Source organism: Candidatus Stygibacter australis (assembly GCA_030765845.1).
Classification (GTDB): domain Bacteria; phylum Cloacimonadota; class Cloacimonadia; order Cloacimonadales; family TCS61; genus Stygibacter; species Stygibacter australis.
In genome coordinates this window covers 1-3365 of the sequence record JAVCDJ010000085.1, presented here as the reverse complement: position 1 = coordinate 3365, position 3365 = coordinate 1, and the positions used below count along the sequence as shown (strand labels likewise).

The 3365-nt window shown below is 37.3% G+C and carries 3 protein-coding genes; 2 read left to right on the top strand and 1 reads right to left on the bottom strand.

The window, feature by feature from the left end:
• Together RAO94_04830 and RAO94_04825 are read left to right on the top strand one after the other, a co-directional pair.
• On the top strand, positions 1-622 hold a 622-nt coding region (locus RAO94_04830), incomplete at its 5' end, for a dockerin type I domain-containing protein (GenBank protein MDP8321657.1).
• A 59-nt stretch (positions 623-681) separates the two neighbouring features.
• The gene (locus tag RAO94_04825) at positions 682-1371 is read left to right on the top strand and encodes a hypothetical protein (protein ID MDP8321656.1); all 690 of its coding nucleotides are present in this window, start codon (positions 682-684) and stop codon (positions 1369-1371) included.
• Positions 1372-1374: 3 nt separating this feature from the next.
• On the opposite strand, the gene RAO94_04820 is transcribed toward RAO94_04825, so the two are convergent.
• The coding region (locus tag RAO94_04820) for a hypothetical protein (protein MDP8321655.1) at positions 1375-3365 on the bottom strand (1991 nt) is incomplete at its 5' end.

Below are 3365 nucleotides of genomic sequence, written 5' to 3'. Positions count from 1 at the left end.
CCCCTTCTGGGATGACCTTAGTCAAGGTTATGTGTATTATTGGTATGATGAAGATAATCACAGATTTATAATAGAATGGAAAAATATGAGATTAGAATATAATCAAAATCATCGGCAGTACTTTCAGGTAATACTGCGAGACCCGGAATTTTATCCTACTGCCACTGGTGATGGTGAGATCATCTTCATGTATCAACAGATAAATAACTATGATCAGGCAGAAAATTATGCCAGTGTGGGTATTGAAAGTCCAGATAAAACCCAGGGACTGGAAATCACTTTTGCAAATTTCTATCCGGATACGGCACATTCGCTGGGAGATGATAGAGCAATCTTATTCACTCCAGTAGCTCCATCATCAGGTGGTATCATGTATGGCGATGTGGATGCAAATGGAGCTGTTGAAGCCTATGATGCATCTATTATCCTTCAATATTATGTGGGTATAGATCCGGGAGCTGCGGCTCCTCTACCATGGGAAGAATGGCGTATCACCCGCTCAGATGTTGATGGAAATGGAGTTGTGGAAGCCTATGACGGTTCACTGGTGCTGCAATATTATGTGGGTATTATTACTCAGTTCCCAGTGGAACAGCTAAGAAATAAAATAATCAGAAAATAGATGATCGAAACGGGAAAGTCTTGAGGGATTTTCCCGTTATCAATAACCTGGGAGATAGCATGAAAAGATTAATGTGTTTCAGTATTCTTATTCTCTTTCTAAGTATTTTAAATGCCCAGGACGCAAAAATTGACTCTTTACTGAAAATCTCCAAAGAAACTGAAAAGCAGATTAACGAACTGTATAATCAGTATCGAAATGACCCTTTGGCTGATAAGACTTGGGGAGTAGAGTTTAATCTCATTCGATTTATTGCTTGTAATGATGAAACAACTACTCTCAGCGGTGGATTTTCATATTTTGGAAAACCGATGATGGAAATCTACTTTCCCTGGTACTACTATAAACATCATAATGAAGACTATTATTTTTATGATGATGATGACATTGAAACAGGTATTGATAAACTTTTTTATGCAGATGCCCGGATCAGACTCTTTACCGGAAATACCTCAAACGGCTTCTTTATGAGTGGACTTACTCGTTTTGCCTTACTTGAGAGTAGAAATATATGGGACAACCTTCATCATAGTACGACTAAATGGGGAATTGGATTTGGAATCGGCTGGCGTTCATTTTCTTATCGCGGATTCAATTGGGGTTTCAGCCTGAGTATGGGTAGATATTTTACTGGTGAAGAAGGAATACTTAATCAAGGCACGACATCTATGTTTTTCCTGGAAGAAGCCACTAATGACAGTGAAATCTTTTATGACTTAGAATTTCTAAAATTTGGTTTTGCATTTTAATGTTTAGTAGCGGTCTTTGATCTTATTCTGCCAGGTATAAGGATAAAATATTTTGAAATACAGATCCTGCATCTGGTTAAATTTTATTGTTTTGGTAAAACTATATTCGTGACTGTCTAAATCATAGGGTTCTATCTGATATTCATAGATGAATTTAATATTCATCGGCATATCATAGCGAAAAGAAAATGTGTGATAAACCCCCATCCCCACATCCAGATCAGTATCATACACTTTCTGGAAAGTGACATTATAATTCAGGAAAAGGTCATCAAGAATGTATTTTCCCGCTTTGAGTGATAGATTTTCAAGAAGAGCATCAGCAGAATATTTTTTATCCTGATCTTCTGAATTTCCATAAAGATCACTATTTGAAGACAGCAGATTATAGATGAAACTGGTTTCCATCTGGAAATAATCAATATTCAGTAAACGGGTCACATATAACTCAAACTGATTTATTACCGGGTCAATAATGATATTTTCTATCTCTCCACCTGCCGTCTGGATCAGATCATCCTGAAACAGTGACTGGCGCTCTGTATCAGTAATATCATCAAGTCCCCTGCCATATCTGAGCCGGAATAGCTTTTCGGTATCCGTCTGATCATCAGTATTATCACTGGAAAAAGTCATCAGCAGATTATTTGGGAAAACTCCTTCTCTCTCATCTGTAATGGTCAATTGGATCAGGGTTCCGTCAGCTACTTTGCGCTCAAATTCTGCTTTGAGACTTATCTCATTAACCTGAGTATTGAAGGTGATCAGAATATCCTGCACATCCATTTCTGTACCTACTAACTCAATATTACCCTCTTTAGAACTGAAAAAGGCATCCTTAATAGAGAATTTATCGTCCTGATAATTTAGATACAAATAAGAATCAGGTTCAAAATTTATCTCAAAGGGGTATGTCACGTAACGAACATTGTTGTTAACAAAAACGTGCAGATCAAAGTTAAAAGGCAAGCCAGTATAATCATCAAGGTCATCATCAACCTGAGGGAGCACTTTTTTCTGCTTTTTTTTGGTACTCCAGCTTTCTCTGATATCTGCCGTGAAGCTATCTACCCAATTCATAATATTTGAGGTGTCAGGAGGATAGGTGATATCTGTGCTGCTGAAAACAAGGTCTCCCAGCAGTTTAGCTTCCCCCTGATCATTAAACATTCTCAAATAGTGGGAATCCCGACCTCTAATAAGTAGATGAGTAGACGTATTAGGAGCTGTGTATTGGGGCAGATGAAATTCAACTCCCTCTTTCGATGTATAAAGTAATATCTGACCTGTATTTATCATGTGAATATATAAATCCTGATCATTATATCCGACACTATTTTCCATGAGCAATTTTCCTGTTCCCATATCAATATTAAAATTCTGTACAGTGAGAACATTGTCAGCAATACTCATTTCAATATTGATATTTTTGAAGGTCTGCTTCTGGTCTTTAAGCAAGAGTTTTGTACCTTTAATATCTATTTTACTGTCATAGATCTCAAAGCCATTTTCTCCCATTGCCAGATTCAGGTTGAGCTTGCTTTGGCTTTTACCCTCTTTGATATAACTGATATTATTCTGCAAAATTCGTAAAAGGTCTCCACTGAATTCCAGATTGAGTCTGTCACTGCTGGGATAAGATCTGGAATTTAGGATATTAAAACCAATACTACCGGAAGCTTTTAGAAAATTTGCCCGTCCCTCTTTGAGATGAAGGTTTCTGATCACCAGCAGGCTGTCTTTCTGGCTGATATCAACTTCTACATTATGTATCCAGATACCACCATAATTGAATTTCTCACCTTCCATTTCCAGATCAAAACTTGCTCCTTGAGAGGAATAATTATATCCAAGATTACCTCTTCCTGTTCCAATAACTTCGCTTTCAGGGAATATTCTACTAAGATCAAAACTGGGCAGATCAGCATTTAGATCGATTTCCAGTTCAGGGAAAAATGTAAGATAGCCCAGAACAAATCCCAGGTCTTTTTTTT

Excerpts from the sequence above, each read along its gene's own strand:
- RAO94_04825 (MDP8321656.1), top strand. The coding sequence starts at position 682 with ATGAAAAGATTAATGTGTTTCAGTATTCTTATTCTCTTTCTAAGTATT.